The following is a 5,690-nucleotide window of genomic DNA, read 5'->3' on the forward strand; positions in this document are numbered from 1 at the left end:
CGCATGTCATCGTGACCCACGATCACGCGCTTGATCTCGAGCTGTGCCATCAGCTCTTGCAACGGCCTTTCGCAAGCGCGGGGCTGATCGGCTCTGCGACCAAATGGGCGCGGTTTCGACAGAGATTGGCGGCACTCGGACATACCGACGCGCAGATTTCGCGCATTTCCTGCCCCATTGGCGATCCGAACCTTGGCAAACACCCGCAAGCCATTGCGCTTGGCGTGGCGGCTGCGCTACTGAAAGAGCCGGGCCTCAGGGCCGCAGACCGAAGGAGAACCGCGTGACAGGCGATTTGCTGACCGTCTCGGGTCTGACCAAGGCCTATCCGGGAGTTGTCGCCAATGACGCCGTGTCCTTTGCCATCCGCGAAGGCGAGGTGCATGCCCTTCTGGGCGAAAATGGCGCCGGGAAATCCACCCTCGTCAAGATGATCTATGGTCTGGTCAAGCCCGACAGCGGTGCCATGACGCTGCGCGGCGCGCCCTATGCCCCGCCCGATCCACATGCCGCGCGCATGGCAGGGGTGGCGATGGTGTTTCAACATTTCTCGCTCTTCGATGCGATGAGCGTGGCGGAAAACGTGGCCCTCGGGATGGAAAACCCACCGCCGATGCGCGATCTGGCTGCCCGCATCCGCGAGGTATCGGAAACCTATGGCCTGCCGCTTGACCCCGACCGAACGGTTGGCGACCTCTCGGCAGGGGAACGCCAGCGGGTCGAGATCATCCGCTGCCTCTTGCAGGGTCCGCGCCTCTTGATCATGGACGAGCCGACGAGCGTGCTCACCCCTCAAGAGGTGGAAATCCTCTTTCAGACCCTGCGCAAGCTGACGGCAGAGGGCGTGGCGATCCTCTACATCTCGCACAAGCTCGAGGAAATTCGCGCGCTCTGCGATCATGCCACAATCCTGCGACAGGGTCGCAACGTGGGCACCTGCGTGCCGCGCGACACCTCGGCGCGCGAGATGGCCGAGAGAATGGTGGGGGCAAGCTTTGCCGCCCCGGCGCGCGCGGGACGCAGCAAGGGGGCCGTGGCGCTCGAGGTGGCGAACCTGTCGGTGGCGGCACAAGGGCAATTCGGCACCGCGCTCAGCGGCATTTCCTTTGCCGTGCAGGCCGGAGAGGTTCTGGGCATCGGCGGGGTTGCGGGCAACGGACAGGATGAGCTTTTGGCCGCGCTCTCGGGGGAAATGCCGGTGGCGGCAGAGGCCGTGCGCCTGAAAGGCGTGGCCATCGGCCAGCACGGCCCTGGCCCACGCCGCGCCATGGGGCTGCTCAGCGCGCCCGAGGAACGGCTGGGCCATGCCGCAGCCCCGGACATGAGCCTGACGGAAAACGCGATCCTTACGGCAGCCGTGCGCGAGAACCTGGTCAATCGTGGCTTTCTCAGATGGGACGCCGCCGAGGCCTTTGCCCGCCGGATCATCACCGGCTTTGACGTGCGCACACCGGGCCCCAGCACCGCCGCGCGGGCGCTCTCGGGCGGCAATCTGCAAAAGTTCGTCATTGGCCGCGAGGTGCTGCAACGGCCCGAGGTTCTGGTGGTCAACCAGCCCACTTGGGGTGTCGATGCCGCCGCCGCCGCCGCGATCCGGCAAGCCTTGCTCGATCTCGCTGCAGGTGGCGCGGCGGTCATCTGCATCAGTCAGGATCTTGACGAGTTGATCGAGATTTCCGACCGGTTCGGAGCCTTGAGCGAGGGGCGGCTCTCGGAGATACGGCCCACCCAAGGCCTGAGCGTCGAAGAGATCGGTTTGATGATGGGCGGCGCACATGGCATGGAGGTGGCGCATGTCTGACCCGTCGTATTCGAGTATTTTTGCCGAAAAGAAGCATAGGCGCGCGCCATGCTGAAGCTGGAAAAGCGTCCCCAACCCTCGCAACTCTGGACATGGGCCACGCCGGTTCTGGCGGTGCTGATCACCATGGTGGCGGGTGGCGCGCTCTTTGCCGCGCTTGGCCAGGACCCGGTCGCGGCCATCTCGACGATCTTCTGGCAGCCGCTCTTTGGCGAATTCGCGTTTTATTACCGGCCCCAACTTCTGATCAAGGGCGCGCCTCTGGTGCTGATCGCCATTGGCCTCAGCCTCGGGTTTCGGGCCGGCATCTGGAACATCGGGGCCGAGGGGCAATATATCGTCGGCGCGCTTGCCGGGGCCGGGGTGGCGCTTGCCTTTTACCCGGCGGAAAGCGCGCTGATCTTTCCGCTGATGGTGCTGGCGGGCGCACTCGGGGGCTGGGCTTGGGGCATGATCCCGGCCATCCTCAAGCTGCGGTTCGGCACCAATGAAATCCTCGTCTCGCTCATGCTGGTCTATGTCGCCGAACAGTTGCTGGCGGCCATGGCCCTTGGGCTGATGAAGAACCCCGAGGGGCGCGGTTTTCCCGGCTCGCGCAACCTGCGCCAGTACGATAGCGCCCATAACGCCGAACTGATCACCGGCACCGGCATGCATTGGGGGGTGGTGGTGGCGCTGATCGCGGTCATTTTCGCCTATGTGCTGCTCAGCCGCCATCTCCTTGGCTATCACATCCGGTTGGCCGGTCAGGCCCCACGCGCGGCGCGGTTCGCGGGGGTGCGCCCGGCGCGGCTGGTGCTCTTCTGTCTTGGCACATCGGGCGCTTTGGCAGGTCTGGCTGGCCTCTTCGAAGTGGCGGGACCTGCTGGCCAAGTGAGCATTGATTTCAACGTGGGCTATGGATTTACCGCAATCATCGTGGCCTTTCTGGGCCGGTTGCACCCGTTCGGCATCCTGCTTGCGGGGCTCTTGATGGCGCTGACGTATATCGGGGGCGAATTGGCGCAATCCAACATGGGCCTGCCCGCCGCCGCGATCCAGCTCTTTCAGGGGATGCTGTTGTTTTTCCTCTTGGCGGTTGACCTGCTGACCAATTACCGCATCCGGCTGGTAACAAAGGAGGTGGCGTAATGGTCCTATCCTCGATTGATCCGGCGCTGCTTTTGGCCTCACTCATCGTGGCCTCGACCCCAATTCTGCTGGCAGCCCTGGGCGAGTTGGTCGTCGAGCGGGCGGGGGTGCTCAACCTAGGGGTTGAAGGCATGATGATCACCGGCGCGATCTGCGGCTTTGCGATGGCCGTCAATACCGGTTCGCCGCTTGTGGGCTTTGTCGCCGCAGCCGCCGGGGGGGCCATTCTGGCGCTCCTTTTCGCGCTTTTGACGCAAGTGGCCCTTGCCAATCAGGTGGCCAGCGGTCTGGCGCTCACGCTTTTCGGTCTTGGCCTCTCGTCCCTGCTGGGGCAGGGCTATGTCGGGATCAAGCCGCCGCCGACGACCCGGCTCGACCTGCCCATCCTGAGCGATCTGCCCTTTGTCGGGCGGGTGCTCTTTTCCCATGATCTGATGGTCTATGTCGCCCTTGCGCTTGTGGCTCTGGTCTGGGCTCTGTTGAAATATACCCGCGCCGGGCTGATCCTGCGCGCGGTGGGCGAGAACCACGAGGCCGCGCATGCGCTTGGCTACAAGGTGGTGCGCATCCGTATTCTGGCGATCCTCTTTGGCGGGGCCTGCGCCGGGTTGGGGGGGGCCTATCTCAGCCTCGTGCGCGTGCCGCAATGGACCGAAGGCATGACCTCGGGGGCAGGCTGGATCGCACTGGCGCTCGTGGTCTTTGCCTCGTGGAAGGTGGGGCGCGTGCTGCTGGGGGCCTGGCTCTTTGGCGGGGTATCGGTGCTGCAACTCAATCTTCAGGCGGCGGGTGTCGCCATCCCGGTCGAATATCTTTCCATGTCGCCCTACTTGATCACCATCCTCGTGCTGGTCATCATGTCGGCGGACAAATCCCGCGCGCCCGGTTCGTTGGGCCGCATCTTTCACGCCTCGCACTAAGATCACACCACAAGATCACAACAGGGAGACCCCGAATGAAATTCACGCATCTACTGACCTCTGCCGCCTTGGCCCTTGGTCTGGCAAGCGCCGCCGCCGCACAGGACAAGACCAAGGTCGGCTTTATCTATGTGGGCCCCATCGGCGATGGCGGCTGGACTTATGAGCATGACAAGGGGCGTCTGGCGGTCGAGGCGCATTTCGGCGACGCCGTCGAAACCGTCTATCAAGAGAGCGTGCCAGAGGGGGCCGATGCCGAGCGCGCCATCACGCAAATGGCGTTGCAAGGCGCGGACCTGATCTTTACCACCTCTTTCGGCTTCATGGAGGCGACGCTGGCGGTGGCCGAGAAATTCCCGGATGTGAAATTCGAGCATGCCACCGGCTACAAGACGCTGCCCAATGTCTCGACCTATTCCGCCCGTTTCTACGAGGGGCGCGCGGTGCAGGGCCATATTGCGGGCAAGATGACCAAGTCGAACATCGTGGGCTATATCGCCTCTTACCCCATCCCCGAGGTCATTCGCGGCATCAACTCGGCCTATATCCACGCGAAAAGGGTCAACCCGAATGTCGAGTTCAAGATCATCTGGGCCTATACATGGTTTGATCCCGCGAAAGAGGCGGATGCCGCCACAGCCCTGATCGAGCAGGGTGCCGACGTGATCCTGCAACACACCGATTCCACCGCGCCGCAGGCCGCTGCCGAAAAGGCGGGCAATGTCGTGACCTTCGGACAAGCCTCGGACATGAGCGAATACGCCCCCTTCCCGCGCGTGTCGTCGATCATCGACAACTGGGCCCCCTATTACATCGCCCGCACGCAGGCGGTCATTGATGGCACCTGGGAGAGCACGCAGACATGGGACGGCATCGGGCCGGGCATGGTCGGCATCGGCGAGATTTCCGACGCAGTGCCTGCCGAGGTCAAGGCCGAAGCACTGGCGCTCAAGGCGGCCATGGCCGAGGGCAGCTATCACCCCTTCACCGGCCCGCTGAAAAAGCAGGACGGGTCGGACTGGCTGGCCGAAGGCGAGGTCGCCGATGACGGCACGCTTTTGGGGATGAATTTCTATGTCGAGGGGCTGACAGGCGAGATTCCGAACTAACCGCCGGGACAGGTCTGGATAGGACAGCCGCCGGGATACCGGCGGCTGTTTGCGTTCATCGCGGGGGTCATTGGCGCGACATCGCCACCGGTCGGTTTCAGAACAGACGCGCGCGAGGCAGGCCATACTCTTTGGCATATCCACCGCCAGGAGACAGACCATGAACAGCCCCGAAGCCCTGATTGATCTAGACCGCTACCCAGTTCACCAAACGGGGCTGGCGCGCGACGCGGTCCTTGCCCGTGTCCGGGCTGATCTTGGGCACGATGGCTGCGCGGTGCTCAAGGGGTTCCTCACCCCGGCCGGGGTGGAGATCCTGCGCGCGCAGGCAGAGGGCGTTGCGGACAAGGCGTTTCGATCCTTCAACCGCACCAACCCCTATTTCACCAAGGACGACCCGAGCCTGCCCGCCACCGATCCACGCCGACGGTTCTTCGAACGCTCCAACAGCTTTATCCCGGCGGACAACTTTCCACCCGCAAGCCCGCTGCGCGCGCTCTATGAATATCCCGCCTTGACCACGTTCATTCAGGACTGTCTGGAGGAGGAAAAGTTCTATCCCTATGCCGATCCGCTGGCCGATGTGATCGTGAATGCCGCCGATGAAGGCAACGGATTCCCGTGGCATTTCGACACCAACAATTTCACCGTCACCATCGCGCTTCAGAATGCCGATGAGGGAGGCGCGTTTGAATACGCGCCCAATATCCGTGCCGGGGGCGAGAATTT

Annotated in this window: 6 protein-coding genes; all 6 read left to right on the forward strand. The window is 63.5% G+C overall.

The window, feature by feature from the left end:
* The coding region (locus KBT70_RS00460; protein ID WP_296627478.1) for an XdhC family protein at positions 1 to 287 on the forward strand (287 nt) is incomplete at its 5' end.
* Positions 284 to 1,801 (forward strand): ABC transporter ATP-binding protein, encoded by a 1,518-nt coding sequence (locus KBT70_RS00465; protein WP_296627480.1) that lies wholly within the window; start codon positions 284 to 286, stop codon positions 1,799 to 1,801. The genes KBT70_RS00460 and KBT70_RS00465, both read left to right, overlap by 4 nt.
* A gap of 48 nt (positions 1,802 to 1,849) precedes the next feature.
* On the forward strand, positions 1,850 to 2,932 hold the full coding sequence (locus tag KBT70_RS00470; protein ID WP_296627483.1) for an ABC transporter permease: 1,083 nt from the start codon (positions 1,850 to 1,852) through the stop codon (positions 2,930 to 2,932).
* Positions 2,932 to 3,852: an ABC transporter permease gene (locus KBT70_RS00475; RefSeq protein ID WP_296627485.1), complete on the forward strand. Its 921-nt coding sequence runs from the start codon at positions 2,932 to 2,934 to the stop codon at positions 3,850 to 3,852. Before KBT70_RS00470 ends, KBT70_RS00475 begins: the two co-directional genes overlap by 1 nt.
* A 35-nt stretch (positions 3,853 to 3,887) precedes the next feature.
* Positions 3,888 to 4,961: a BMP family ABC transporter substrate-binding protein gene (locus KBT70_RS00480; RefSeq protein WP_296627487.1), complete on the forward strand. Its 1,074-nt coding sequence runs from the start codon at positions 3,888 to 3,890 to the stop codon at positions 4,959 to 4,961.
* A 160-nt stretch (positions 4,962 to 5,121) separates the two neighbouring features.
* A partial coding sequence (locus KBT70_RS00485) for a hypothetical protein (protein ID WP_296627490.1) occupies positions 5,122 to 5,690 on the forward strand: 569 nt, incomplete at its 3' end.

Source organism: Roseovarius sp. (genome assembly GCF_018066915.1).
Lineage (GTDB): Bacteria > Pseudomonadota > Alphaproteobacteria > Rhodobacterales > Rhodobacteraceae > Roseovarius.

Coding starts and splice junctions, on each gene's coding strand:
- KBT70_RS00475 (WP_296627485.1), top strand. CDS start 2,932: ATGGTCCTATCCTCGATTGATCCGGCGCTGCTTTTGGCCTCACTCATC.
- KBT70_RS00480 (WP_296627487.1), top strand. CDS start 3,888: ATGAAATTCACGCATCTACTGACCTCTGCCGCCTTGGCCCTTGGTCTG.
- KBT70_RS00470 (WP_296627483.1), top strand. CDS start 1,850: ATGCTGAAGCTGGAAAAGCGTCCCCAACCCTCGCAACTCTGGACATGG.